Genomic DNA, 25,477 nt, shown 5'->3' with positions numbered 1-25,477 from the left:
GGTCTCGTCGGGCTCGGTCGTGACGCGCGCGTCAGGCGCCCGTGCCGCCACCGCCGGCGATGTCCGCCGCGCTGGTGATGACCTGGTCGATGAGGCCGTAGTCGCGGGCCTCCTCCGCGGAGAACCAGCGGTCCCGGTCGGCGTCGCGCGTCCACTGCTCGATGGAGACGCCCGAGTGCTGGGCGGAGAGCCGGGCCATCTTCTCCTTGGTGCGCAGGAGCTGCTCGGCGTGGATCTTGATGTCCGAGGCGGACCCGGCCAGACCGGCGGAGGGCTGGTGGATCAGGACCTCGGCGTTCGGCAGGGCGTACCGCTTGCCCGTGGCGCCCGCGGTGAGCAGGAACTGGCCCATCGAGGCGGCCAGGCCCATGGCGATGGTCACCACGTCGTTCTTGATGTACTGCATCGTGTCGTAGATCGCCATGCCGGCCGTGATGGAGCCGCCGGGGCTGTTGATGTACAGGAAGATGTCCTTGTCCGGGTCGGCCGCGAGCAGGAGAAGCTGGGCCGTGATCCGGTTGGCGATGTCATCGTCCACTGCCTGGCCCAGGAAGATGATCCGCTCGTTGAGCAGCCGGTTGTAGACCTGATCGCCGAGGCTGCCGTTGGCGAGCTCCGCCATGGCGGAGGGCATCGAGAGCGTCACGTATCCACCTGCTCATTCTCTCGACGGCCACGCGTCGCGCCGGCCGTCGCTCTGACATCTGGCGTTGTACCTACGGACCCTAACGCGCTGTGCCGACGGACCCATCCCGACCAGGGAACTGTTCGCTGTCAGCGCAGGTGTCCCCCGGCGGGCGCGGGCCGGAGACGGCGCGGGGGGTGTTCCGGCCCGGACGTCCGTCCGGGCGGGAAGACCCCCCGCGGAGCCGGGCTCAGCCGGCGGCGTTCTCGTCCTTCTCGGCGGCGGGTACCGCGTCCTCCCCGGTCTCCCCGGCCTCGGCCTCGGCCTCGACAGCCGCCTCGGCGGCCTCCGCCTCGTCCTCGTCGTCCTCGTCCAGGTCGACCACGGCGCCGGTGGTGTCGGTCACGGCGGAGGCCTCCACCACGGTGGCCAGGGCCTTGCCTCGGGTGACCTCGCCGACCAGCATCGGCACCTGGCCGCCCTCGACCACGGCCTTGGCGAACTGGTCGGGGCTCATCCCGGCGGACTGGGCGCGCCGCATCAGGTGCTCGGTGAGCTCCTGCTGGCTGACGTTGAGGTTCTCCCGCTTGGCGATCTCGTCCAGCACGAACTGGGTGCGGATGCCCTTCTCGGCCTGCTCCTTCAGCTCGGCGTCGAAGTCCTCGGCGGACTTCTCCTGGAGGCGGAGGTAGGTCTCCAGGTCCATACCGAGCTGGGAGAGCTGGTGGTGCTCCAGGTTGTGCTTGCGGGTCTGGATCTCGTCCGCGAGGAGCTTCTGCGGGATCGGGACCTCGACGAGGGCCAGCAGCGCGTCGAGGACCTTCTCCTGCGCCTCGGTGGCCTGCTGGTACTTCTTCTGGTCCGTCAGCCGGCGGCGGCTGTCCTCGCGCAGCTCCTCCAGCGTGTCGAACTCGCTGGCCAGCTGGGCGAACTCGTCGTCCAGCTCCGGCAGCTCGCGGGCGGAGACGCTCTCGACGGTGACCGTGACCTCGGCCTCGCGGCCGGCCGCGGAGCCGCCCTTCAGCTCGGTGGTGAAGGTGGCCGTGCCGCCGGCCTCCAGGCCGGTGACGGCCTCGTCCAGGCCGTCGAGCATCTGGCCGGAGCCGATGGTGTAGCTGACGCCGGAGGCGACGCCGTCCTCCAGGACCTCGCCGTCCACGCGCGCCTCGAGGTCGATCTTCACCTCGTCGCCCTCGGCCGCGGGGCGCTCGACCACGCTGGTGGAGGCGAAGCGCTCGCGCAGGCGGCCGACCGTCTCGTCCACGTCCTCGTCGGAGACCTCGGCGGCCTCCACGGTGACGGCGATGCCGGAGTAGTCCGGGATCTCGATCTCCGGGCGGATGTCGACCTCGGCCGTGAACGCCAGCAGCTCGTTGTCGCGCAGCTCGGTGATGTCCACGTCGGGCTGGCCCAGGGGGTTGATCTCGCCCTCGGAGACGGCCTCGCTGTAGAACTTGGGGAGCGCGTCGTTGACGGCCTCCTCCAGCACCGCGCCGCGGCCGAAGCGCTGGTCGATGATGCGGGCCGGGATCTTGCCCTTGCGGAAGCCGGGCACCGACACCTGCTGGTTGATCTTCCGGTACGCCGCGTCGAGGCTGGGCTTGAGCTCCTCGAAGGGCACCTCGACAGTGAGCCGAACCCGGGTGGGGTTCAGGGTCTCCACGGCGCTCTTCACGGTCGGTCTCCTTGGGGCTGACATCGGGAGGGGGGCGCTGGTCCCGGGCGCCCCGGATCCGGACAGCACCTCGGGCGCGCAGGCTACTCATAGTACGTGGTCGGGGTGGCCGGATTCGAACCGACGGCCTTCCGCTCCCAAAGCGGACGCGCTACCAAGCTGCGCCACACCCCGTCGTGCCTCGCGACGCGACAACGTAGCGTACAGGCCCGCATGCGGTGGGCCGACCGGGGGTTCGCCGCGACGCTGGTACGATGCAGCCTGTCGCGGGCGTAGCTCAATGGTAGAGCCCTGGTCTTCCAAACCAGCTACGCGGGTTCGATTCCCGTCGCCCGCTCCACGCTTCGCGTACGGCTGCGTTCGCCCGAGTTCGTCCGGGCCGGCCCGGCGCCCTCCAGGGTGCCGGGCCTTTCCCGTGTCCCGCCCGGTGTCCGCTCGCGCGGTCACCGCCCGCGGGTCACTCGCCGCTGGCGTTGCCGCCGCTGTCCTGCAGCGAGTCGTCGATCTCGTCGACGCCCTCGGTGACGGACTCCAGGAAGTTCTGTATCGGGTCGGCCGCGCCCGTGGAGGCGAGGGAGAAGCCGAAGAGGATGGCGACGATGGCCGGGCCCCACCTGATGGCGCCGCCGCGGATCAGGAAGAACATGATCACGCCGAACAGCAGGGCCAGAGAGAACGTAATAACCACACTGATCACACCTTCGGAAGGGTCGCCACTGCTCCGTGAGGGGCTTGACCTCGCCGCCGCACCCCGCAGACACCATCGTGCCATCAACGGCCGGTCCCGTGGAGTGCGCTGACGGACCGTTCGGCGCTCAGGGCGATGCGGGGGGCACCCTGCGTGCCCGCCGGGCCCGGGCGGGCCCGTTACCCGGCCGTTAGCATACGGCGCCCCGAGGGGCGTGAATTCCCGCGCCGCGCGCGCCCGTTCCCGATTCCCGTCCGCGAATGTCGTTGAAATGCGCGCACATGTCCGGGAGATGAGGGGACAGGGTCGGGGTGCGGGACGGAATCGGCCGTTTTGACCGGGACAGGGAGCGGCATTCCGGGCGGCGGTGGTGCGGTCCTCCCGCGCGCCGCCGCGCGCTCCGGGGGCGCGGGATCACGGGTGGGTGAAGGCGTCGGCTCATTCGCTTGACAATGTACAAATCGCGGGAGGGACGACTATCGTGCGGACGATGTTGCACGTCCGTAATGAACGAGCCCCCCTGCCCGCGGCCCGGGCGACGGCGGCTGACCCCCCACCGGCAGTCACGGACGGTTCGGCACGGGAGACGTGGCGCGACCCGTTCTTCGACAACGCGAAGTACCTGGCCATCGTGCTGGTGGCCGTCGGGCACGCCTGGACGCCGCTGCGGGACGACTCCCGCGCGGCCTCCGCGCTCTACCTCTTCGTCTACGCCTTCCACATGCCGGCGTTCATCATGATCGCCGGGTATTTCTCGCGCGGCTTCACGGGCCGCCCGGAGCAGCTGAAGCGCCTGATCACCGGCATCGGGGTGCCGTACCTGATCTTCGAGGTCGCCTACGTCCTCTTCAGGCAGTGGGGCACCGGCGCCCCGGCCTACCCCTTCAGCGTGCTGGACCCCTACTACGTCACGTGGTTCCTGATCGCCCTGTTCGTGTGGCGGCTGACCGCCCCGATCTGGCACATCGTGCGCCGGCCGCTGCCGGTGGCGCTGGCCATCGCCGCCCTCGCCTCCGTCTCCCCCCACCTCGGCGACGACCTGAACATCCAGCGGGTGCTGCAGTTCCTGCCGTTCTTCGTCCTCGGGCTCCATCTGCGCCGGGAGCACTTCCGGCGGCTTCGCGACCCCCGCGTGCGCGCCGCCTCGGTCCCGGTGCTGCTGGGCGCGCTGGCCGTGGCGTACTGGGCGGTGCCCCGGATGAACCACGCGTGGTTCTACCGCACCGACAGCGCCCAGGAGCTGGGCGCGCCCGGCTGGGCCGGGGTCGTGATGGGGCTGGCGCTGTTCGGCTGCGGCCTGCTGCTGACCGCCTGTTTCCTGGCCTGGGTGCCCACCGGGCGGCGCTGGTTCACCGCGCTGGGGGCCGGGACGATCTACGGGTACCTGCTGCACGGCTTCCTCGCGAAGGCCTCCCGGTGGTGGGACTGGTACGCGGCGGACTGGGTGAACACGCCCGGCGGCCGGGTCGTGGTGACCGCGATCGGGGCCGTGGCGGTGACGCTGCTGTGCACCGCGCCCGTGCGGCGGGCGTTCCGGGCGGTGGTGGAGCCCACGATGGACTGGGCCTTCCGGCCCGAGGCGGTGCGCCCGGCGGTCAGGACGTAGGGCGCCCCTGCCTGCCGTCCGCCGCCTGGCCGTCCGCCGCCGGGTCAGTCGCCCGCCGAGGCGAGGCGGACCCCGTGGCGGGCGAGGTAGGACAGCGGGTCCACGTCGCTGCCGTAGCCGGTGTCCGCCCTGACCTCGAAGTGCAGGTGCGGGCCGGTGCTGCGGCCGGTGTCGCCGGAGGCGCCGATCCGGTCGCCGCCGTTGACCTCCTCGCCCACCTCCACCGCGATCTCGGACAGGTGGGCGGAGAGGGTGTAGTGGTCGTCCGCCATCCGCACCATCACCGCGTAGCCGTAGTCCCCCCAGTAGTCGGCGCGCACGACCGTGCCGGGCCCGGCGGCGCGGACGGTGGTGCCGGTGGGTGTGGCGAAGTCCACACCCGTGTGGTAGCCGGCCGCCCAGCCCCCGGGGATGCCGTAGGCGGCGGAGACGGGGTAGCCGCTGACGGGCGCGGCCCAGACCTCGGCGGCCTGGTCGGCGGTACGGGCGGGCCGCATCAGGCCGGTGCCGCCGGGCCCGGGCAGCGGCCCGAAGGGCAGGTCGTACAGGCTGACGGTGGCGTAGGCGGGGGCCCTGCCGTCGTCGGCCAGGGCGCGGCCGGCCCCCGGGGCCGTCCACGGGCCGGTCACGGCCAGGGGCGCGAGCAGCGCGCAGGTGGCGGCGCGGCGGGTGATCCGGGCCGCGCCGGGCTGAGGGAGCGTCATGACGCGGCCCAGGGCGTCAAAGACCGTGCGGGGGTGCCTCATGACTCCGAGCCAAGGCCAGCCTCAGGCGGGGCGCATCCCGCCCGCCCCGGCCCGCACCGCCGATCGGCTCAGCCCGCCGCGCCCGGCGCGGAGGCGTTCCCCGCAGCTCAGCGCGGCCCCGGCGGGGAGCCGGGGCGGGCTCCCGATCCGCCTCGTAGGGTGATCACCCGAGCACGCGCGGTGACTGTCCGCGGGGTCGCGAATCACCCTGCACGGGCCGGTCGCAGTGACCGCCCGCGGCGATCCGCGGCGCGCGCTGTACGTCCCCGGTGTCCCGTCTCCGCCCGCGGGCACGGCGCGGCGGCCCGGCGTCTGCGCCGGGGGAGCGACGTTCACTTGCGGCGGTTCCCGCGCAGCGGAAACCCCGGCCGCGCCGCCGACCGCCGCCGCGGCGCAGGGCACCCACGTAACCCTTCCCGCGCTCGGTGAGAGCGTCACCGAGGGCACCGTCACCCGCTGGCTGAAGGCGGTCGGCGAGGAGGTCGAGGCCGACGAGCCGCTGCTGGAGGTCTCCACCGACAAGGTGGACACCGAGATCCCGGCCCCGGTCGCGGGCACGCTGCTGGAGATCACGGTCGGCGAGGACGAGACGGCGGAGGTCGGCGCCAAGCTCGGCGTCATCGGCGCCGCGGGCGCGGCCCCGGCCGCGCCGGCTCCCGCCGCGCCGGCCGCCCCTGCGCCCGAGCCCGCCCCGGCACCGGCTCCCGCCCCCGCCGCGCAGGCCCCCGCGCCCACCCCGGCACCGGCTCCGGCCCCCGCGCCGGCTCCGGCTCCGGCGGCCCCCGCCCCGGCGGCCCAGGCCCCGGCGCCCACGCCGGCCCCGGCACCGGCCCCCGCCACGGACGGCGCCTACGTCACTCCCCTGGTGCGCAAGCTGGCCCAGGAGAACGGCGTGGACCTGGGCACCGTCAAGGGCTCGGGCGTCGGCGGGCGCATCCGCAAGCAGGACGTGCTCGCCGCGGCCGAGGCGGCGAAGGCCGCCGCCAAGGCTCCCGCCGCGGCCCCGGCCGCCGCCCCCGCCGCCCCCGCGGGCCGCGCGCCGGCCGCCCCCTCGCCGCTGCGCGGACAGACGGTCAAGATGACCCGCATCCGCAAGCTCATCGGCGAGAACATGATGAAGGCCCTGCACAACCAGGCCCAGCTCTCCACCGTCGTGGAGGTGGACGTCACCCGCGTGATGCGGCTGCGGGCCCGGGCCAAGGACGCCTTCCAGGCGCGCGAGGGCGTCAAGCTCTCCCCGATGCCGTTCTTCGTCAAGGCCGCGGCCGAGGCCCTGAAGGCGCACCCCTCGGTCAACGCCCGGATCAACGACGACGGCACCGTGACGTACCACGACGTGGAGAACGTCGGCATCGCGGTGGACTCGGAGAAGGGCCTGATGGTCCCGGTCATCAAGGGCGCGGGCGACCTGAGCCTGGCCGGCATCGCCAAGAAGACGGCGGAGCTGGCCCGCAAGGTCCGCGAGGGCGGCCTGGCGCCGGACGACATGACCGGCGGGACGTTCACGATCAGCAACACGGGGTCGCGCGGCGCGCTGTTCGACACCATCATCGTGAACTACCCCCAGGTCGCGGAGCTGGGCATCGGCGCCACCGTGCGCCGCCCGGTCGTCGTCGACCACCCGGAGCTGGGCGAGACCATCGCCGTGCGGGACATGGTCTACCTGACCCTGTCCTACGACCACCAGCTCGTGGACGGCGCGGACGCCGCCCGCTACCTGGGGGAGGTCAAGGCCCGGCTGGAAGCCGGGGAGTTCGAGGGTGAGCTGGGCCTGTAGACGGCCCGCGCAGTCCCGCACGCCCCGCCCGGAGCCCGCTCCGGGCGGGGCGCGGTCTGTCGTTGCCCGGCAGACCCGGCACACCGACCGAGAGGAGGCGCGGAATGGAACGGCCGCCCCTGCCGCCCGTCGTTCCCTCGCTGCGCCAGCGCATCCGCGAGCACATCGTGGAGGGCATCGTCAGCGGGCGCTGGCAGCCCGGCGAGCGGATCGTGGAGCGGCGCATCGCCGTCGAGCTGGAGGTCAGCCAGACGCCGGTGCGCGAGGCCCTGCGCGAGCTGGAGGTGCTCCGGCTGATCGAGTCCTCGCCGAACAAGGGCGTGCGCGTGCGGGCGCTGACCGCCGCCGACCTGGAGGAGATCTATCCGGTGCGCGCTGGCCTGGAGCAGATCGCGGCCGAGCTGGCCGCCGCGCGGCTGGCCAAGGACACCTCCGCGCTGGAGCCCGAGGTGGCCGCGCTGCGGCGGGCCGACGCGCTGGGGGACGCGGAGGCCCAGGTCGGGCACACGGTCGCCTTCCACCGCGAGCTGGTGCGCGCCTCGGGCAACAGCGTGCTGCTGCACACCTGGGAGTCCCTGGGCATCGAGGTGTGGACGACGCTGGCGATCCGCCGCCTGGGGACCCGGCAGCGCTCGTACGCCGGGGAGCACCAGGACCTGATCGACGCGTTCGTCCGGCAGGACCCGCGGATCGGGGAGCTGGTCAAGGAGCACGTCCTGGGGTGTGCACCGCGTGCCTGACTCGGGGCGTTGCATCCCGGTATCTCCTGGCACGGAATGCCAATTTCTCCGCTCAGGCCACTTTTTGCCCCGGAACCTTTGATCGATCATCGATCAGGGGCATAGAGTCCAGAAGGAAAAGCGAGCCGCGCCGCACAGCCCCTGTCCTGCCCTGCGGCGCGGCTCGCACCCGGGGCCCGGGTCCCGTTCGTCGCGCCAAACGCGGGACCCGGCCCTCACGGTTGCCCATCATGGTGCCATGCGCGCTGCCCGGCTGATAAGGATCGTGCTGCTGCTCCAGACCCGGCGGACGATGACCGCCGCGGAGCTGGCCGCCGAACTGGAGGTCTCCGAACGCACCGTCGGCCGCGACGTCCTGGCGCTCTCCGAGGCCGGCATCCCCGTCTACGCCGACCGCGGGCGCACCGGCGGCTACCGGCTGGTCGGCGGCTACCGCACCCGCCTCACCGGGCTGGGCCGCGGCGAGGCCGAGGCACTCTTCCTCTCCGGCGTCCCCGGCGCGCTGCGTGACATGGGCCTGGCCGACGCCGCCTCCGCCGCCCGCCTGAAGGTCTCCGCCGCCCTGCTGCCCGAGCTGCGGGACGCGCCGGCGAGCGCGGCGCAGCGCTTCCACCTCGACGCGCCCGGCTGGTGGCAGCCCTCGGAGACGCCCGGCCTGCTCCCGGCCGTCGCCGAGGCGGTCTGGGACGACCGGCCGCTGGAGGTGCGCTACCGGCGCGGCGACGGCGAGGAGGTGGAACGCCTGCTGGAGCCGTACGGGCTGGTCCTGAAGGCCGGGGCGTGGTATCTCGCGGCGCGGGTGCCGGGAGGCGTGAACGGGAATGCCGGCTTCCGGGTGTACCGGGTGGCGCGGCTGACGGCCGCCGAGCCCGGGCCCGGGCGCTTCGAGCGTGACGAGGACTTCGACCTGCCCGGCTTCTGGGCGGAGCGGGCCGCGGCCTTCGCCCGGTCGATCCTGCGCGCGGAGGTCCGGCTGCGGCTGACCCCCGCGGGCGCGCGGGCGCTGCGCTTCGTCACGGACCGGGCGGCGGCCGGGGAGGCCCTGGCCTCCGCGGGCCCGCCGGACGCGGAGGGCCGGGTGACGCTCACGCTGCGCGTGGAGTCGGAGGAGGTGGCCTGCACCCAGCTCCTCTCCCTGGGCCCGGAGGCCGAGGTGCTGGCCCCGCCCGCCCTGCGCGCCCGGCTCGCCGGGGCGGCCCGCCGCACGGCGGCGCTGTACGCGGAGAACGCGGAGGACGCGGAGGACGCGGAGGACGCCGAGGACACGGAGGACGCCGAGGACACGGAGGACGCCGAGGACGCGGAGTAGCCCGGGCCGGCCCTTCGCGAGCCGGCCCGGACCGGGCCTACCGGTAGTCCTCGGGGTCCGGGGAGCCGCCCGCCGCGAGCGCCGCGAGGTACCCCCAGGCGTCCGGGCGCGAGCCGTCCGCGTCCGTGAACCCGTAGACCCGCGACAGCCCCCCGCTGGAGAGGGAACGGCCGTTGAAGCGGGCGACCTCCGGGTCCGCGGCCAGCGCCGCCACCGCGCGCCCCACGAAGACCGGGGACTCGGAGATCCCGAAGTTCGGGTCCTGCGCGGTGCCCGCGCGCCAGTCCTCCTCCGTGACCTTGAAGTGCGTGTCCAGCATCGCCTCCGACCGCAGCCACCCCGGGGTGACGCACACCGCCGTGCAGCCCGCCGCCCGCAGCTCCTGCCCCAGCGCCAGGGCCATGCGGATCGGCGCGTTCTTGGCCAGGTCGTAGTAGAAGTGCTCGCGGTAGGACCGGTTGTACTCCGCCGTGCCGTCCGTCACCTCCACCACCAGCCCGCCGGGCCGCCGCACCAGCAGCGGCAGCGCGAAGTGGCTGGTGACGATGTGCGTCTCCACGCCCAGCCGCAACATCCGCAGCCCCGCCTCCAGGCCGACCTCCCACATCGGGGTGCTGAAGGACACGTCCAGCAGGTGGTCGGCGCCCCAGACGTCGTTCACGAGAACGTCCAGCCTCCCCTGCTCGCGGTCGATCCGCTCGGTAAGCGCCCGCACCTGCTCCGGCTCCAGGTGGTCGGTCGGGACCGCGATCCCCCGGCCGCCCGCCGCCGTGACCAGCTCGGCGGTCTCCTCGATCGTCTCGGTGCTGCGCCCGACCTCGCTGACCGCCGCGCGCGTCGTCCGACCGGTGACGTACACCGTGGCGCCCCCCGCCCCCAGCTGCACCGCGATCGCCCGGCCCGCGCCCCGTGTCGCGCCCGCCACCAGCGTGACCGCGCCGTCCAGGCCGCCGCGCCGGCCCTCGCCCCCGGCGTTGCCCGTCCCGGTCCCCGTCCCCGCCGTCTGCCGTTCCGTCACTCTCCGCGCCTTTCGTCGTGCGACCGCCCGCGGGCCGTGCCCGCCGTTCCGGGAACGACCCTCGCACCGAAACCCGACATCTTCTGTCCGCTTTTCCGGCGGCACGCCGAACGCGCCTCCCCGCCGCTCCCCGGACGGCTCCGTGTGCGGGTGCGGCCCGCGCCGGGAGCGCGGATGCTGAAGCCGTGAGGATGGACGAAACGGACTTCTGGGAGATCGTGGACGAGACCCGCGAGGCGACGGGCGGCGGCGACCCCGACGCGCACGCCGACCTGCTGGTCGAGCGGCTGGCGGGTCTGGACCCGGAGTCCGTCACCGACTTCGCCCGGCATTTCGAGGCGCGGTTCAACCGGGCCTACCGGTGGGACGTGTGGGGCGCGGCCTGGGTGCTGCTGGGCGGCGGCGTGGGGGACGACACGTTCGAGAACTTCCGCTGCTGGCTGATCAGTCAGGGCCGGCAGGTCTTCGAGGGCACGCTGAGCGCGCCCGACGAGCTGGCGGCGCTGCTGCCGGTGGACTTCGACCCCGTCACGGACGGCGAGGCGGAGGAGCTGGGGTACGCCGCGTACGACGCCTACGAGCAGCTCACCGGCGACCAGCTCCCCGCCCTCGGGCTCCCCGAGGCGCCGCGCGAACCGGCCGGGGACCCGGTGGACTTCGAGGACGACGCCGCCCTGGCCGCGGCCTATCCGCGGCTGTGGGAGCGGATGCACGAGCCCTCGGCCGGGGCGGGTGGCGAGGCCCCGGGTGGCCCGGTCGGGCGGTGATCGACCAGGATGGGCCCATGAGTTCCGAGGTCCCTCCCTCCTCCGCCGTGCCCGGCACCGACCCCGCGCCGCGGACGCCGCCGCCCGCGCCCCGCCGCGTTGCCGTCACCGGCGCCGGGGGCCTGATCGGCGGGGCGCTGGCCGGGGCGCTGCGCGCCGAGGGCCGCGAGGTGGTGCGGCTGGTGCGCCGCGAGCCGCGCGAGGCCGACGAGGCGTACTGGGACCCCTCGGGCCGGGAGCACGAGCGGAACGTCGCGGCCCTGGCCGGCTGCGACGCTGTCGTGCACATGGCGGGCGCGGGCGTGGCCGACCGGCGCTGGACGGCCGCCTACAAGCGGGAGCTGCGCGACAGCCGCGTCCTGGGAACGGCCGCGGTGGCCGCAGCCATCGCCGCGCAGGAGACGCCGCCGCGGGTCTTCGTCTGCGGCAGCGCGATCGGCTACTACGGCGACACCGGCGACCGGGCCGTGGACGAGGACGCTCCGCCGGGCAGCGACTTCCTGGCGCGGCTGTGCCAGGAGTGGGAGGCCGCCGCCGCCCCGGCGGCCGAGGCCGGGGTGCGCACGGTCTTCGCCAGGACCGGCCTGGTGGTGGCGGCCTCGGGCGGGGCCTGGGGACCGCTGTTCAGGATCTTCCGGGCCGGGATCGGCGGCAGGATCGGCAGCGGCCGGCAGTACTGGAGCGCCATCTCGCTGGACGACCACCTGGCGGCCCTGACCTTCCTGCTGGACATGGACGCCCGCCCGGACGGCGCCGAGCCGCTGTCCGGGCCGGTCAACCTCACCGGCCCCGAGCCGGCCACCAACCGCGAGGTGACCCGCGTGATGGGCCGCGCGCTGCGCCGCCCCACGGTCTTCGCCGTGCCGGGCTTCGTGCTGCGGGTGGTGCTCGGGGAGTTCGCCGGGGACGTGCTGGGCAGCCAGCGGGTGCTGCCCACGCGGCTGCTCAACGCCGGCTTCACCTTCGCCCACCCCACGGTCACGGACGCGGTTCAGGCCGCGCTGGCCGGGGGGCGCCCCTGACGCGCGGCCGGCCTTCGCGCCGTCGTGCGCCCCGCGTGCCACCGGTGTGCGCCCATGCCCGTTGCGTGCGCTCTGACGCATTTCGGCGGGCGTGAGATGGTCAGCACCGGTCCGGGCATTGCCCGGCCCGCGAGCGGGCACGAGAACCGCTGGGTCCCCATCCCCCGGGCCCGGCGGCCACCGCTCGGATGCACCGACCACCTCACCGGGAGGCCACGTGCTCACGCGTCGAACGCACCCCACCCCACACGCCCCCCGCCCCGCCCGCCGCACCGACGTGGTCGTCGTCGGCGGGGGAACGGCCGGACTCGCCGCCGCCGGCCGGCTGACCGCCGCCGGCCTGGGCGTCACCGTGCTGGAGGCCACCGGCCGCATCGGGGGCCGGATGGCCACCGTGCACCGCGACGGATTCCGCCTGGACCGCACCGGCCAGCTCCCGCTGCCCGGAACGCCCGCCCTGCCCCGGCCGTTGCGCCTGTGCCGCCTCAGCGGCGGCGTGCTGCTGCGCGGCGCCGGGCGCACCCACCGCGTCGGGGGCGCCGCCCCGGCGGGGGACGAGGCCGACGACCACGCCTGGCTGCACAGCAGCCTCGCCCGGCTGCGCCACTGCCCCGAGGCCCGGCTGCGGGCCTGGCCCGAACTCACCGCCGCCAGCGCCCTGTCCGCACGCGGCATACCCCCCGGCATAGCCGAGCGCTCGCTGCGCCCGCTGCTGACCGCCCTGCTGCACGACCCCGAGCTGGACAGCTCCAGCCGCCTGGGGGACCTGGCGCTGCGGTCCTTCGCGCGCGGCGGCCTGAGCCTGCCCGCCGGGGGCGCGGGGGCGCTGCCCGAGCTGCTGGCCTCCCGGCTCCCGGCGGGCACGGTGCGCACCGGCGTGCGCGCCACGGAGGTGTCGACGACCGCGGTGACGACGCACGGGCACGGGACGTTCCGCTGCCGGGCGGTGGTGGTGGCCACCGGCGCGGCCGAGGCCGCCCGGCTGCTGCCCGGCCTGCGGGTGCCGGCGTTCCGCCCGGTGACGGTGCTGCACCACGCGGCGCCCGGCGCGCTGCCCTCCGGCGCCGCTCTGGTGGTGGAGGCCGCGGACCGCGGGCCGGTCACCCACAGCGTGGCGGCCTCGGCCGCCGACCCCTCCCGCGCGCCCGGGGGCCGGACGCTGGTCACCTCGGTGGTGCTCGGCGAGCGGGCCGCGGAGCCGCCCGAGCTGCTGGACAAGGCCGCCAGGTCCCAGCTGGGCGCGATGCACCAGGCCCCGGCGGACGACTGGGAGCTGCTGGCGGTCCACCACGACCCGCAGGCCCTCCCGGCGGCGCCGCCGCCCTACCCGGCGGTGCGCCGCGCCCGCCTGCTGGACGGCCTCTACGTGTGCGGCGACCACCGCGACGTGCCGGGGCCTCCCGGCGACCTCTCCTCGGCCGCCCGCGCCGTCCAGGCCCTCCTGAAGGACCTCGCGGGGCGCTGAGCCGCCGCGACGGCCTTGCACCCGACAGGCCGGCACGCACCGTGCCCCGGCGGGACGGCCTCCGGCCGGACGCTCCCCAGGGTTCCCGGGCGCACCGTGCCCTCGCGGGACGGCCCCCCGTCGGGACGTTCTCCGGCCGGACGGCACCCACCGCTCCCTCACCGGACGGGACAGCGCGGCAGGCCGTCGCGCACCGGCACGCTGCCGGCCGGGAGGGCACCGGGCGGCACGCCCGGTCGCCGCGGCGGGCCCCGGCGGGCGGGCCGCGCGCCGGGCCGCGCGCGTTCACCCCAGGGCGGCCACCTTCTCCCGGTAGGCGCGCACGGGCGCCGCGTCGCGGAACGGCTCCAGGCGTCGCTCGAAGTCCTGGAGGTACTCGTGCGCCCGCACGGACCGCATCTCGGCGGCCTGCGCCGCGGCCTCGGCGGCGAGCTGGCAGGCGTTCTCCACGTCGCCCAGGCCCAGGCGGGCACAGGCGAGCACCACCCGGCAGAACAGGCGGCTGCGCGCCTGCCCCGGCCCTCGCAGTTGGAGCGAGCGCTCGGCGTGCCGCGCGGCGGCCCGGAACTGCTGGAGGTCGCGGTGGCAGTGCCCGAACTCGTCGGCGAGCTGCGCCTCGTCGAAGAAGCGCGCCCACGGCGGAACGTCCTCGCCGGAGCGGGTGCCCTCCAATGCGCGCTCGGCGCGGGCCAGGGCCGCGGTGCAGGAGCGGACCTCGCCGAGCAGGCCGTGCCCGCGGGCCTCTACCGCGTGCAGCAGCGCCTGCACCACGGGCGGGACCGTGGAGGCCATGCCCTGCTGGGCGACGCGGGCGAGCTGGACGGCCTCGCGGCCGTGCCCGAGGTAGACGGCCTGGCGGCTCATGGAGACCAGGACGTAGGAGCCGTAGCCCCGGTCCCCGGCCGCCTGGGCCAGCCGCAGGGCCTGCACGAAGTACCGCTGCGCCAGGCCGTGGGCGGCGATGTCGTAGGCGGTCCACCCGGCCAGCCGGGTCAGGTCGGCGGCGGCCGAGAACAGCCGCCGTCCGGTCTGCTCGCCGTAGGAGCCGCGCAGCATCGGCTCCAGCTCGTGTTCCAGATAGCGCACCAGGGCCTGGCGGGCGTGGCCGCCGCCGTACGCCTGGTCGAGCGTGCGGAAGAGGTCGGCCACCGAGCGCAGGGCGGCGATGTCCCCTGGGGTGACGCGCTGGCCGGGCCCGCGCTCCACGCGGTCCAGGATCCGCGAGGGCCGGGCGGCCGTCACGGGCCGCCGGGCGCCCGGGAGCACGGGCCCGGCGGGCGGGCGGCTCTGGCCGCGCACCTGCTCGGGCAGCCGCAGCACGGGGCCGGGCGGGGCCGCGGCCGGGGGGCCGGCCTCGCCGGGGGCCCGGCCGGGGACGGCGGGCGGGGCGTCGGCGCCCGGCTCGCCGCGCGCGACGCGCTCGTCGGGCCGGCCGATCAGCCAGTCCCGGCTTGGCACCACGAGCCCGGCCGGGGTGAACGCGATCTTCCGCAGCTCGGCGTAGCTGCCGGTGTCCTTGCGCCACAGCCCGGCGACGATGTCCACCGCCTCGGCCGGGCTCGCGGCGAACTCCAGGCCGGCGTAGACCGGCGCGCACGCCTCCAGGCCGAGGTCCTGGGCGGACAGCCGCCGGCCGAGGCGCCGGGTGAACACCTCGGCGATGAGCGCGGGCGTGGTGCCGCGCGGGCGCTGGCCGCGCAGCCAGCGGGTGACCGAGGTCTTGTCGTACCGCAGGTCGAGGCCGTGTTCGAGCCCGAGCTGGTCGACCCGCCGGGCGAGGCCGGCGTGGGAGAAGCCGGCCTCGGCGATGAGCGCGGCGAGCTGGCGGTTCGGCGTGCGCGGCGGGGCCGGGGAGCCGGGCGCGGCGCCCGTCCCCGGCGGCCCGCCCGCGGCCGGGCCCGGGCCGGAGCCGGGGGCCGGCGGCTGCGGGGCGGCCGTCGCGGAGGTTGACGCGGACGAGGGGGCGGGCGGTGCGGGTGCCGTCAGGGACGGCGGTGGGGAAGGCGGGGCGGCGGGCGAGGAGGAGGCCGGGCCTCCGGGTCGTTCCGTGGACATCGGCTATGCGGTCTCCTGCCTTACGGCTGTGCGGCTGGAACGGCGTGAATGTAACGGTCCTGCCCGGTTTCATCGGCTTCCCGAGCGAGGATTCATCCATATGTGTGAGCCCGGGGCCCTGGGGGGAATGGCGCGGCGGCGGGCATAGAGTGGACTCGGCACGTGGAGCGTGTGTACGAGCCTGTGTACGAGAAGGAAGGTGCCACGTCGTGGGCGACCTGCGCTTTGTCCATCTCGGCTTCGGGGCGGAAGCCGTCGACTACCACGCGGCCTGGCAGGAGCAGCGGCGCATCCACGCGGCGCGCTTCGCGGAGGAGATTCCGGACACCTGCCTGCTGCTGGAGCACCCCCCCGTCTACACCGCGGGCCGGCGCACGGAGGACAGCGAGCGCCCCCTGGACGGGACCCCCGTGGTCGACGTGGACCGGGGCGGGAAGATCACCTGGCACGGCCCCGGCCAGCTCGTGGGGTACCCCATTCTGAAGCTGCCCCGGCCGGTGGACGTGGTGGCCCACGTACGGCGGCTCGAGGAGGCCCTGATTCGCGCCTGCGCCGACTTCGGCCTGGCCACCTCCCGGGTCGAGGGCCGCAGCGGCGTGTGGGTGCTCGGGGACGCGGTTCCCGGGGGCGCGGCGACCGCGGACGCGGCGGCCGGCGGGGGAACGGCCCCGGCCGGGCTCGGCGGCCTCTCCCTGGACTTCGACCCCCGGCTGCACGACGAGGAGTTCGACCCGCGCCTCTCGGGCCCCGAGTACGCGCCCTCCAACGCGGGCCAGCGCAACGAGGACCGGAAGGTGGCCGCGATCGGCATCCGGGTCGCCAAGGGCGTCACGATGCACGGCTTCGCCCTCAACTGCGACCCGGACAACCGCTTCTTCGACCGGATCGTCCCCTGCGGCATCCGCGACGCGGGCGTCACCTCGCTCTCCCAGGAGCTGGGCCGGGACGTGCCGGTGACCGAGGTCGTCCCGGTCGTGGAGAAGCGGCTGCGGGAGGTCCTGGAGACCTCGGTGCCCCTGCCCCGGGCCGTCTGAACCGCCTCCGGACTCCGCATACCGAAGGCGTAGGCTGGATCCAGCCGAGGAATCGCAAGACCGCACGACCCGCAACACCCGCATGACCCGCAGAACAGTCGCATGCCGTAGATCGCATGTCGTAGCAAGCGCTAGGAGGCGGACGTGTCCGCTGTCGCACCCGACGGCCGCAAGCTGCTGCGCCTGGAGGCCAGGAACAGCCAGACCCCCATCGAGCGCAAGCCCGAGTGGATCAAGACGCGGGCGAAAATGGGCCCGGAGTACCAGGCGCTGCACGGCCTCGTGAAGCGGGAGGGCCTCCACACGGTCTGCCAGGAGGCGGGCTGCCCCAACATCTTCGAGTGCTGGGAGGACCGCGAGGCGACGTTCCTCATCGGCGGCGAACAGTGCACACGGCGCTGCGACTTCTGCCAGATCGACACCGGCCGCCCCGCCGAGCTCGACCGCGACGAGCCGCGCCGGGTCGCGGAGTCGGTGGCGCAGATGGAGCTGAAGTACGCCACCGTCACCGGCGTCGCCCGGGACGACCTGCCCGACGGCGGCGCCTGGCTCTACGCGGAGACGGTCCGCCAGATCCACGCCGCCCTCCCCGGCACGGGCGTGGAGCTGCTGATCCCCGACTTCAACGCCGTGCCCGAGCAGCTGGAGGAGGTCTTCGCCGCCCGGCCCGAGGTGCTGGCCCACAACGTCGAGACGGTGCCCCGGATCTTCAGGCGCATCCGCCCCGCCTTCCGCTACGAGCGCTCCCTGCGCGTGCTGACCCTGGCCCGCGAGGCCGGCCTGGTCACCAAGTCCAACCTCATCCTGGGCCTGGGCGAGACCCGCGAGGAGGTCGGCGAGGCCCTGCGCGACCTGCACGCCGCCGGCTGCGAGCTGCTCACCATCACCCAGTACCTGCGGCCGACGCCCCGCCACCACCCGGTGGAGCGCTGGGTCAAGCCGGCCGAGTTCGTCGAGCTCCAGCAGGAGGCCGAGGAGATCGGCTTCGCCGGGGTCATGTCCGGGCCGCTGGTGCGCTCCTCGTACCGGGCCGGGCGCCTGTACCGGCAGGCGCTGGAGCGCCGTTCGGACCCGCGGGCGGCCTGAGCCGCGGCCCGCGCCGCCCGCCCCCTCGTTCCGCCGCGCCCCTATCGCCCGTGTCCCTCCCCGGGGGAAACGCCCCGGGGAGGCCCGCCTCCGGCCGTTTCACCGGCTTTGACCCCGGGGTCACGGTGCGGTAACACGGCGGGCGCACCATGGAGCCCGACCGTCACACCGCCCGGGGGAACGGCCCAGGGAAGGAGCCCCCATGCAGCTCGTCGGACCGCCCCGCCCGACCGTGGGCAACGCCCTGCGCGCCCTGGAGGAGCGCCTGCTGCGCGGCGGGCGCCGCACGGCCCTGCACAACGCCTGGGCCGCGGTCCAGGAGGACCGCGTGCGGGCCGCCGCCCGGCTGGACGCCGAGCGCGCCCTGCGGGCCGCGCAGCCCGTGGGCCCGGCCCCGCGCTCCCGCCCCTCCTGATCCCCTCCCGGCCACTTCCCCGCCAGGAGTTCCCCCGGGGCGCCCCCGAGCGCGCCTCGGGGCGTTCCCGGGTCTTTCCCCGGGCTTCCCGCCCCGTGGGGCCGGGCGCCGCCGCGGGCCCGTAGACTTGCGGCCATGGCGAGGAAGGACACGGAAGCTCAGGATTCCGAGAACCCCGGGCGGCTCAAGCAGATCGCCCTGACCTACCGGATGACCCGGCGGGGCGACCGCTGGATCGGCTGGATCATCTCCGGTGTGGGGCTCGGCAGCTTCGCCGTGGTCCTGGGCATCGGCTTCCTGATCGGGCACCCGGTCTACCTGGGCATCCTCGCCCTGCTGGTCTCCCTGCTCACCACGGCCATCGTCTTCGGACGGCGGGCGGAGCGGGCGGCGTTCAGCCAGATGGAGGGCCAGCCCGGCGCCGCCGCCGCGGTCCTGGAGAACATGCGCCGCGGCATCGCCTTCACCCCCGCCATCGCGATCAACCGGAATCAGGACGTGGTCCACCGGGCGGTCGGCAAGTGCGGCGTGGTTCTGGTCGGCGAGGGGAACCCCAACCGCCTCAAGACCCTGATCGCCGCCGAGAAGCGCCGGATGAACCGCGTGGTCTCCGACGTGCCGGTGCACGACGTGATCATCGGGCACGGCGAGGGCCAGGTGGAGCTGAAGAAGCTCCGCTCCACGATCCTGAAGTACCCCCGCGTGCTGGCCGGCCCCCGCGTCACGGAGGTCAACGACCGCCTGCGCGCGATGGGCGACCTGATGTCGAACATGCCGCTGCCCAAGGGGCCCATGCCCAAGGGCATGCGGATGCCGAAGGGGAACGTCCAGCGCCGCCGTTGAGCCCACCCGCCCCCCGGTCCGCCCGGGGGGTCTCGGAGCCGGGGGCCTCGAAGGGGGGCGGGCGCCTCAGGCGCGGACCTGGACCGCGCCGGAGAAGCGGTCGTGCAGGCCCCGCCCGTCGCGGTCGAAGACCAGCGGCGGGATGGCCAGGGCCAGGAGGAACGTCCGCAGCGCGGCCCGCGGGAAGCTCAGCCGCCCGCCGGACAGGTCCAGGACACGCAGCCCGAAGAGGCGCTTGCCGGGCGTCATGCCCAGGGTCCCGACGGTCAGCACGCCCATGACGACGAAGACGAGCAGCGTCCAGTTGCTCGCCGCGGCCGGCTCGCCGTTCGCGAGCAGACCGTATGCGATCAGCGCGCACATGCCCCAGTCGACGAAGATCGCCCCGAGCCGTCGCCCGAGCGGCGCAATGGAGCCGGGCCCCTCCTCGGGCAGGCCGAGGCGCTGACCCCGGTACCCGAAGTCGACACCCATCTCCTCGGCCGCCGCGCGGGGTCCGGAGAGCCACGAACCGATTGCCTGCCGCTTGTCCACGCCTCCACCGTAGCGCGGCGGGTCCGCCGTCCCGTCGGCGGTATCGTCTGAGAAGTCCGGTTAACATCGGCGAAACAAATGGGTCACGCCCGAGAAATGGCCGGTCTTTAGGGTCGGCCCCGGCAGGCCCACGCACTGGGCCGCTCCCGAGCTGCACGTTTTTCCGGCTCCGCATGGGCCGGTCTAGGAGGACACCGGATGTTCCGAAACGCCGACGAGATCAGCCAGTACATCGCGGACAACGACGTCAAGTTCATCGACGTCCGCTTCTGCGACCTGCCGGGCATCATGCAGCACGTCACGGTGCCGGCCGAGGCGTTCGATCCGGCCGAGAGCCTGATGTTCGACGGGTCCTCGATCCGTGGGTTCCAGGCCATCCACGAGTCCGACATGGCCCTCGTCCCGGACCTGTCCACCTCCCGGGTGGACCCGTTCCGCAAGGACAAGACCATCAACATCAACTTCTTCATCCACGACCCGATCACGGGCGAGGCGTACAGCCGCGACCCGCGGAACGTGGCGAAGAAGGCCGAGGCGTACCTCGCCTCCTCCGGGATCGCGGACACCGCGTACTTCGGCCCCGAGGCGGAGTTCTACGTCTTCGACGACGTGCGGTTCGAGACCAAGTCCAACGCGGGCTACTACTACATCGACTCCGAGGCGGGCGCCTGGAACACCGGCGCCATCGAGGAAGGCGGCAACCGCGGCTACAAGGTCCGCTACAAGGGCGGCTACTTCCCCGCCCCGCCCGTGGACCACTTCGCGGACCTGCGCGCGGAGATCACCCTGGAGCTGATGAAGGCCGGCCTGAAGGTCGAGCGCCAGCACCACGAGGTGGGCACCGCCGGCCAGGCCGAGATCAACTACCGGTTCAACACGCTGCTGGCCGCCGCCGACGACCTGATGCTCTTCAAGTACATCGTGAAGAACGTCGCCTGGCGCAACGGCAAGACCGCGACCTTCATGCCCAAGCCGATCTTCGGCGACAACGGCTCCGGCATGCACGTCCACCAGTCCCTGTGGTCCGGCGGCAACCCCCTCTTCTACGACGAGCAGGGCTACGCCGGCCTCTCGGACACCGCCCGCTTCTACATCGGCGGCATCCTCAAGCACGCGCCCTCGCTGCTGGCGTTCACCAACCCGACGGTGAACTCCTACCACCGCCTGGTCCCCGGCTTCGAGGCCCCGGTCAACCTGGTCTACTCGCAGCGCAACCGCTCCGCCGCGATGCGCATCCCGATCACCGGGTCCAACCCGAAGGCCAAGCGCGTCGAGTTCCGCGCCCCCGACCCGTCCTCCAACCCCTACCTGGCCTTCGCCGCCCTGCTGCTGGCCGGCCTGGACGGCGTCAAGAACAAGATCGAGCCCCCGGAGCCGATCGACAAGGACCTCTACGAGCTGGCCCCCGAGGAGCACGCCGAGCTGCCGCAGGTCCCCACCTCCCTCCCGGCGGTCCTGGAGGCCCTGGAGGAGGACAACGAGTACCTGCTGGCCGGCGGCGTCTTCACCACGGACCTCATCGAGACCTGGATCGACTTCAAGCGCGAGAAGGAGATCGCCCCGATGCAGCTCCGCCCGCACCCGCACGAGTTCGAGCTGTACTTCGACGTGTGACGGACGGCCTCCGGCCGGAGGGTGAACCCCCGGCCGGAGGTGAGAGACCGGGACCGGGGCGGCGGGACGCGAAGGCGTCCCGCCGCCCCGGCCGTTGTCCGGGAGGCGCCGTCAGCGCAGGTCGTCGGGGATGCCGTCGCCCGGGGTGAGGGTGAGTTCGGCGCCGAAGTCGTCGCCGGTGGCGATGGCGCTGATCAGGGGGGTCAGCAGGCCGCAGTTCTCCAGCGGGGCCACGTCGTAGACGCCGGTGACGGTGCCGCCGCCGGCCGGCGTGAAGGTGCCGTCCGTGTTGGACAGCGGCAGCGTGGACGGCTCGGAGATCCGGCAGTTCTCGCCGCCCCCGACCGGCAGGCCGAAGATGGAGATGGACGGGACCAGGATCTCCACCGGCGTCTCGGTGACGAAGTCGCCGTTCAGGTAGGTGCCGGTGGTCGGGCCGGTCTCGAAGCGGACCTCGGCCGAGATCTGGATGAAGCCGAGGAGCGTCAGCGGTACGGTCGTCGGCCGCACCCGGGTCTGGCCCTCGAAGACGCCGGTGGCCGGGTCCAGCGTTCCGTCGAGGTACCCGGAGACCGGCACGCCCTCGCCGTCCTCGCGGATGTGGACGGTGCCCTCCAGGTCGTAGCCGTAGGCGTCGGGCCCGGTCGCCGGGGGCAGGGCGGGCGTCTCGATCCCGCCCGAGGTCTCCTCGCCGGCCGGCGGCTCGCCGGTGTGGACGGTGGCCCACCCCGGCAGGAGGCCGTCCTCGCCCGGGGCCAGGACGCAGGAGATCGCGGCCGGGCCGTACCCGTAGGGGTAGCCGCCGTTGTCCAGGAGCTGGATCTCGGCGTCGAAGGCGCCCAGGGCCAGCGAGTTCTCGCCCGCCTCGCTGAAGGAGAGCGGCGGCACCTCCGCCTGGGCGGTGAAGCCGTGGCCGTCGCCGGTCACCGTGGTGGGCGCCCGCAGGGGCAGGTTCACCCCCGGCGCGGTGACGGTCAGTTCGGTCTCCGCGCTGCCCTCACCGAAGCCGCCGATGCCCGCGGCGGTCAGGTCGGCGGCGGTCGCCGCGTCCAGCTCCCACTCGGCGGACAGCGCCATCGGCCCGGTCACCTCGCCCACCGCCACGACCTGCGGCAGGTCGGCGGTCACGGCCACCGACACCGTCCGCTCGCCCACCTCGGGCAGCTCGCAGACGTACGACACGTCCACCGTCACCGGCTCGGCCGCGGCCGGGCCGCCGGTGAGGGCGACCAGGCCGGTGGCGCCGGTGGCGAGGACGGCCACGGCCGGGAGCCCCACCGCCCCCGGCCGCCGCCACGCGCCGGCTCTGTTTCTCTTTGCGATCACACTCGGTCCCTTCTGCCGGCCGGGGCCGAAGCCGTGCCCTGGCCGGAACCTTGCACTCCGGAACGTGAAGAATCGGCGCAGGAAAACTGCTCCCCCGTCAGTCAGCTCGCAAGCTAGGCAGCCCCCCACGACCCGGTCAAGATCCGCGCCCCCGATCTGCGGCCACGGAGAGGCCCCACGCCCCACGTTGTGCGCGGATGAGCAAGCCCGCCCCCGAGGAGCCTCTTGGTGACGGCCGAGGTGAACCGTTCGAGCAAGTCCCCGGCCCCGCGGCCCCTTCCGCACGGCGACCCTGGCGTCACCGTGCGCTGCTACCATGCGCGGTGCGGCACACGCGGCGGACGTTCGGTGCGCGAGGCGGGGGGCATTGCGGTGGGTTCTGACCTGTCGGTCAGCGCGGAGGAGCTGGGACCCGTGGAGCGGGCCGCGCTCGGCCTCTCCCAGGAATTACCGGCCCGCGCGACGGCCGCCCTGGAGGACACCGACGAGGCGGGCCGTGCCCTGACGGCAGGCCAGTTATCCAGCGGCCAGGCTCTGTTGCTGCTGAGCGACCGGTGGCGGGGCCGGGTGGCCGCGCTGGGCCGCGACTGCGAGCGGATCGCCGGACACCTCGGGATGACCGCCGCCACGCACGCCGCGCTGGAGGGGGACCTTCAGGGGCGGATCGCCCGCACGGCCGCCGCGCTCGACGGCGCGGGGCCCGACCCCGGGCTGCTGACCCTGTTCGGTCTCGTGCCCCCGGAGGGGCCGGCCGGCCCAGGGGAGGCGTGAGCCGGTGCCCACGGGAGTCGGCCTCACCTACGCCGCGCTGCTCGACGCGGACCTCGGCCCGCTCCGCGCCGCCGCCGAGCGGTGGCAGCGCGTGCGGGACGCCCTGGCCGAGATGTACGCCACCGCCCGCCACGACATGGCGGGCCGCGCCCTCGGCGCCGACTGGCGCGGCCGGAACGCGGACGTCACCCGGCCGTTCGTCGTCGCCACCGGCCGCGGGTTCGCGGCCGGGCACGAGCAGGCGCACGCGGTGCACAGCGTGCTGGATCGCCTGCACGCCGACCTGACACGGCAGCAGGCCGCGCTGCGCGAGGTGGCAGAGACGGCCGCCGCCCGGGGGGTGTACATCGACCCGGCAGGCGAGGTGCACCCGCAGGAGGACCGGGCCCTGACGCTGACGGGCGCGCAGACCCTCGGCGCCCCGCTCTCCGAGGGCGTCGTGGCAGCCATGGAGGAGGTGCGCGACCGCATCCGGCAGCACCTGCGGCTGGCCGCGGAGTGCGACCGGCTGGCCTCGGGCGCGCTGACGGAGCTGGCCGAGCGGAGCGGGCCGGACGGCCGGAACGCGTTCGCCGCCTCGCCGTTCGCGGACGCGGGCGAGGCTTACGCCGAGCTGCTCACCGGCGACGCGGAGGCGTTCGCGCGCCTCGCCCGGCGGGAGGACCTGACCGAGCGGGACCTGGAGGCGATGAACCGCCTCCTGGCCCTGCACGCGGAGAACCCCCTCTTCGCCGCCCACCTGGTCGACACCCTGGGCATGGACGCCTATCTCCGTCTCCCGGACCGGGTCGACCGGGCCGCGGACGGCGACGGACAGACCTCGGCCGCGCTCCGCGAGGGCCTGGGCACGGCCCTGTCGGCCTCCCTCGCCCCGGCAGGCGACATGTCCTCGGCGCCGCCCGGCTCGGAGGCGTTCGAGGCGTGGCTGGCCACCCCGGAGGGCCGGGCCTACCGGGAGCGGTACGACGCCTTCCACGAGGCCGGCGCCCGCGAGCTGTTCCGCGGCCCGGACTGGGAACGCACCGCCGACGGCCGCGTCGGCTACGACGCGGCGTTCGACCTGCTGGACGCCTCGCGCCTGCCGATCGACGACCAGTTCTTCCACCAGACCGCGGACCACCTGATCGCGCTGGAGCGGGAGCAGCCCGGCATCTGGAACGACGACCGGTTCGTGACGACGCGGGAGGACGGGCGGCCCCTGCCCGGCTGGGCCGATCCCCGGGAGCCGGAGAACGACCTCGTGGACCGGCTGCTCGGCATCGGCGCGCACAGCAACCCCCAGGCGGTCACGGCCTTCTTCGACCCCGGCCGCCCGGAGGGCGAGGCGCACTTGGACTACTTCATCGGCCAGGGCCCCGCCGCGCGGCATGTCGCCGACGCGCCCGGCATCTTCCGCCTGGGCGAGCCCACGCCGCCGGGCCCCGGCCTCCAGGCCGCGCTGGAGGCAGCCGCGACGGGCCTGCCCCCGGGCGATCCCCCGCCGCAGGGCGTGGCCCGCACGCACACGGAGGCCCAGCGCGCGGTGGCGGAGGCGGTCTGGAACGCGTTCGCCGAGGACTACACCGCCTCCGACGACGTCTCCGAGATCCACCCGCCCCGCATCGCCGACGGCGAGCCCTTCGCGGACCTGCGCCCGGCGCTGGGGAACATCGCGGCGGACTACATGCGCGACGTTCAACGGGAGTTGACGGGCGTGGGGCCGGACGTCCCCGAGGGCGCGGCGGTGGACTTCGACATGGTCGGCCCGATGCTCTCGGACATCGGCACGGACCCGGAGGGCTACGCCGCCGTCACGGCGGCCAACGAGGCCACGACGTACGTAGCGATCGACCAGGCCGTCCACGGCGACTGGGAGAGCCGCCAGGAGCGCCGCACGGCGGTGGCGGACGCGGTCGTTCCCGGAGCCCAGATCGCGGGCCTGATGACGGACGCGCGGGCGACGGCGGTGTACGAGCGGCACATCGCCGCGCAGGAGGACTACAACGCGACCGTGGACCAGGTCCACGTGTGGACCGACCGCGCGCTGTCCATCGCCATCGACGCCCCCCTCGCAGAGCGTTTCCCCGTGGCGGGCGAGGCCGCGGGCGTGCTGCGCGGCGTGCTCACGGACCAGATCTTCGCCACGCTCGAGCGGGACGACTCGGCGACGGCGGCGATGCAGCGGTCCCGCGAGTACAGCGCGAGCCGGGACTACTTCCGCGAACAGTTCGTCACGGGCGCGGTGAACGACGCTTTCGACCGGGGCGGCGTCCCCGAGGAACACCGCACCGTCGTCACCGACGGGGCGGCGCTCCAGGCCGACGCGAGTTTCAACGACGGCATCGCCAACGTGCACGGCGAAGGGTGACCCGCGTGGGAGCG

General features: G+C 74.6%; 22 protein-coding genes and 2 tRNA genes. 15 read left to right on the top strand and 9 right to left on the bottom strand.

The window, feature by feature from the left end:
• Positions 1–31 precede the first annotated feature (31 nt).
• The 3 genes from RM780_RS11555 to RM780_RS11545 form a co-directional block, all read right to left on the bottom strand.
• Positions 32–634 carry an ATP-dependent Clp protease proteolytic subunit gene (locus RM780_RS11555; RefSeq protein WP_311630609.1) on the bottom strand — a complete coding sequence of 201 codons (603 nt, stop codon included), beginning with the start codon at positions 632–634 and terminating at the stop codon, positions 32–34.
• A gap of 241 nt (positions 635–875) precedes the next feature.
• Complete coding sequence (tig, locus tag RM780_RS11550; RefSeq protein WP_311630547.1) at positions 876–2,300, bottom strand: trigger factor; 1,425 nt, start codon at positions 2,298–2,300, stop codon at positions 876–878.
• A 97-nt stretch (positions 2,301–2,397) separates the two neighbouring features.
• A tRNA-Pro gene (locus RM780_RS11545) sits at positions 2,398–2,474 on the bottom strand.
• 92 nt (positions 2,475–2,566) lie between these two features.
• Here RM780_RS11545 and RM780_RS11540 point away from each other — a divergent pair.
• A tRNA-Gly gene (locus RM780_RS11540) sits at positions 2,567–2,640 on the top strand.
• 117 nt (positions 2,641–2,757) lie between these two features.
• Here the strand turns inward: RM780_RS11540 and RM780_RS11535 are convergent.
• A complete protein-coding gene (locus tag RM780_RS11535) occupies positions 2,758–2,988 on the bottom strand; it encodes a hypothetical protein (RefSeq protein ID WP_311630546.1) in 231 nt (76 codons plus the stop codon).
• Positions 2,989–3,478: 490 nt separating this feature from the next.
• Here RM780_RS11535 and RM780_RS11530 point away from each other — a divergent pair, with 490 nt between their 5' ends.
• The gene (locus tag RM780_RS11530; RefSeq protein WP_311630545.1) at positions 3,479–4,594 is read left to right on the top strand and encodes an acyltransferase family protein; all 1,116 of its coding nucleotides are present in this window, start codon (positions 3,479–3,481) and stop codon (positions 4,592–4,594) included.
• Between the two features lie 44 nt (positions 4,595–4,638).
• Here RM780_RS11530 and RM780_RS11525 read toward each other — a convergent pair whose 3' ends face one another.
• On the bottom strand, positions 4,639–5,340 hold the full coding sequence (locus RM780_RS11525; RefSeq protein ID WP_311630544.1) for a M23 family metallopeptidase: 702 nt from the start codon (positions 5,338–5,340) through the stop codon (positions 4,639–4,641).
• A gap of 226 nt (positions 5,341–5,566) precedes the next feature.
• Here RM780_RS11525 and sucB point away from each other — a divergent pair, with 226 nt between their 5' ends.
• The 3 genes from sucB (at position 5,567) to RM780_RS11510 (ending at position 9,166) form a co-directional block, all read left to right on the top strand.
• The gene (gene sucB, locus RM780_RS11520; protein WP_311630543.1) at positions 5,567–7,117 is read left to right on the top strand and encodes a 2-oxoglutarate dehydrogenase, E2 component, dihydrolipoamide succinyltransferase; all 1,551 of its coding nucleotides are present in this window, start codon (positions 5,567–5,569) and stop codon (positions 7,115–7,117) included.
• 104 nt (positions 7,118–7,221) lie between these two features.
• Positions 7,222–7,857: a GntR family transcriptional regulator gene (locus RM780_RS11515; protein ID WP_311630542.1), complete on the top strand. Its 636-nt coding sequence runs from the start codon at positions 7,222–7,224 to the stop codon at positions 7,855–7,857.
• Between the two features lie 238 nt (positions 7,858–8,095).
• Complete coding sequence (locus tag RM780_RS11510) at positions 8,096–9,166, top strand: helix-turn-helix transcriptional regulator (RefSeq protein WP_311630541.1); 1,071 nt, start codon at positions 8,096–8,098, stop codon at positions 9,164–9,166.
• Between the two features lie 37 nt (positions 9,167–9,203).
• Here the strand turns inward: RM780_RS11510 and RM780_RS11505 are convergent, their stop codons facing one another.
• Complete coding sequence (locus RM780_RS11505) at positions 9,204–10,112, bottom strand: SDR family oxidoreductase (protein WP_311630608.1); 909 nt, start codon at positions 10,110–10,112, stop codon at positions 9,204–9,206.
• 263 nt (positions 10,113–10,375) lie between these two features.
• On the opposite strand from RM780_RS11505, the gene RM780_RS11500 reads away from it, so the two are divergent.
• From RM780_RS11500 to RM780_RS11490, 3 genes are all read left to right on the top strand, one after another.
• Positions 10,376–10,951, top strand: coding sequence for a DUF4240 domain-containing protein (locus RM780_RS11500; RefSeq protein WP_311630607.1), 576 nt, complete (start codon positions 10,376–10,378; stop codon positions 10,949–10,951).
• Between the two features lie 17 nt (positions 10,952–10,968).
• Positions 10,969–11,973: a TIGR01777 family oxidoreductase gene (locus RM780_RS11495; protein ID WP_311630540.1), complete on the top strand. Its 1,005-nt coding sequence runs from the start codon at positions 10,969–10,971 to the stop codon at positions 11,971–11,973.
• 217 nt (positions 11,974–12,190) lie between these two features.
• On the top strand, positions 12,191–13,438 hold the full coding sequence (locus RM780_RS11490) for an FAD-dependent oxidoreductase (protein WP_311630539.1): 1,248 nt from the start codon (positions 12,191–12,193) through the stop codon (positions 13,436–13,438).
• 285 nt (positions 13,439–13,723) lie between these two features.
• Here RM780_RS11490 and RM780_RS11485 read toward each other — a convergent pair whose 3' ends face one another.
• Positions 13,724–15,493, bottom strand: a complete 1,770-nt coding sequence (locus tag RM780_RS11485) for a regulator (RefSeq protein ID WP_311630538.1) — start codon at positions 15,491–15,493, stop codon at positions 13,724–13,726.
• Positions 15,494–15,702: 209 nt separating this feature from the next.
• Here RM780_RS11485 and lipB point away from each other — a divergent pair, with 209 nt between their 5' ends.
• From lipB to RM780_RS11465, 4 genes are all read left to right on the top strand, one after another.
• Positions 15,703–16,527 (top strand): lipoyl(octanoyl) transferase LipB, encoded by an 825-nt coding sequence (gene lipB / locus RM780_RS11480; RefSeq protein WP_311630537.1) that lies wholly within the window; start codon positions 15,703–15,705, stop codon positions 16,525–16,527.
• A 144-nt stretch (positions 16,528–16,671) separates the two neighbouring features.
• A complete protein-coding gene (lipA, locus tag RM780_RS11475) occupies positions 16,672–17,613 on the top strand; it encodes a lipoyl synthase (protein ID WP_311630536.1) in 942 nt (313 codons plus the stop codon).
• Positions 17,614–17,815: 202 nt separating this feature from the next.
• Entirely contained in the window at positions 17,816–18,028 is a 213-nt protein-coding gene (locus RM780_RS11470) for a hypothetical protein (RefSeq protein ID WP_311630535.1), read from the top strand.
• 135 nt (positions 18,029–18,163) lie between these two features.
• Complete coding sequence (locus RM780_RS11465) at positions 18,164–18,871, top strand: DUF4191 domain-containing protein (RefSeq protein WP_311630534.1); 708 nt, start codon at positions 18,164–18,166, stop codon at positions 18,869–18,871.
• Positions 18,872–18,937: 66 nt separating this feature from the next.
• On the opposite strand, the gene RM780_RS11460 is transcribed toward RM780_RS11465, so the two are convergent.
• Positions 18,938–19,405, bottom strand: coding sequence for an RDD family protein (locus RM780_RS11460; RefSeq protein ID WP_311630533.1), 468 nt, complete (start codon positions 19,403–19,405; stop codon positions 18,938–18,940).
• Between the two features lie 198 nt (positions 19,406–19,603).
• On the opposite strand from RM780_RS11460, the gene glnA reads away from it, so the two are divergent.
• Positions 19,604–21,019: a type I glutamate--ammonia ligase gene (gene glnA, locus RM780_RS11455; protein WP_311630532.1), complete on the top strand. Its 1,416-nt coding sequence runs from the start codon at positions 19,604–19,606 to the stop codon at positions 21,017–21,019.
• 111 nt (positions 21,020–21,130) lie between these two features.
• Here glnA and RM780_RS11450 read toward each other — a convergent pair whose 3' ends face one another.
• Positions 21,131–22,345: a DUF6801 domain-containing protein gene (locus RM780_RS11450; RefSeq protein ID WP_311630531.1), complete on the bottom strand. Its 1,215-nt coding sequence runs from the start codon at positions 22,343–22,345 to the stop codon at positions 21,131–21,133.
• Positions 22,346–22,717: 372 nt separating this feature from the next.
• On the opposite strand from RM780_RS11450, the gene RM780_RS11445 reads away from it, so the two are divergent.
• Positions 22,718–23,116, top strand: a complete 399-nt coding sequence (locus RM780_RS11445) for a hypothetical protein (RefSeq protein ID WP_311630530.1) — start codon at positions 22,718–22,720, stop codon at positions 23,114–23,116.
• Between the two features lie 4 nt (positions 23,117–23,120).
• Positions 23,121–25,463, top strand: a complete 2,343-nt coding sequence (locus RM780_RS11440; protein WP_311630529.1) for a hypothetical protein — start codon at positions 23,121–23,123, stop codon at positions 25,461–25,463.
• The last annotated feature ends 14 nt before the right edge of the window (positions 25,464–25,477 follow it).

This window comes from Streptomyces boetiae (assembly GCF_031845405.1).
Classification (GTDB): Bacteria; Actinomycetota; Actinomycetes; order Streptomycetales; family Streptomycetaceae; genus Streptomyces; species Streptomyces boetiae.
Note: the sequence above shows the minus strand (reverse complement) of the source record. Positions and strands in the feature narration are given on the sequence as shown.